Origin of the sequence: Sedimentibacter sp. B4 (genome assembly GCF_000309315.1) — a bacterium.
GTDB lineage: Bacteria > Bacillota > Clostridia > Tissierellales > Sedimentibacteraceae > Sedimentibacter > Sedimentibacter saalensis.
The window spans coordinates 1-354 of the sequence record NZ_CANG01000486.1 but is presented as its reverse complement, the minus strand read 5'-3'; the positions used below and the strand labels follow the sequence as shown (position 1 = coordinate 354).

Here is a 354-nt window from a genome sequence, read left to right as displayed (position 1 = left end):
AGTGAGCGCCAACCCCGGGAGGTTCGTCCCGGGCCCGCCGGATTCGTCGATACTGAGCCCATGACGAAATGGGAGTACGTGACCGTGCCCCTGCTGGTGCACGCCACCAAGCAGATCCTGGACAACTGGGGCGCGGACGGCTGGGAGCTCGTGCAGATCGTTCCGGGCCCCAACGCAGAGAACCTCGTGGCCTACCTGAAGCGGCCGGTCGAGGGATGAACGAGGAACTGGACGAGACGCCTACCTCCACCCGTCTGGCCGAGCTCGGTCTCGAGCTTCCGTCGGTTCCCACGCCGGTCGCCGCCTACCTGCCCGCGCTGGCCTCATCCGGCCAGGTGTTCACCGCCGGCCAGC

General features: G+C 68.1%; 1 protein-coding gene and 1 pseudogene. Both read left to right on the top strand.

Features of this window, described 5'->3' with window-relative positions; translation table 11 throughout:
- Positions 1 to 60: 60 nt before the first annotated feature.
- Positions 61 to 219, top strand: a complete 159-nt coding sequence (locus BN358_RS29045; protein ID WP_157593453.1) for a DUF4177 domain-containing protein — start codon at positions 61 to 63, stop codon at positions 217 to 219.
- A pseudogene (locus BN358_RS29040) lies at positions 216 to 354 on the top strand (RidA family protein); the annotation flags it as partial. The gene BN358_RS29045 and the pseudogene BN358_RS29040, both read left to right, overlap by 4 nt.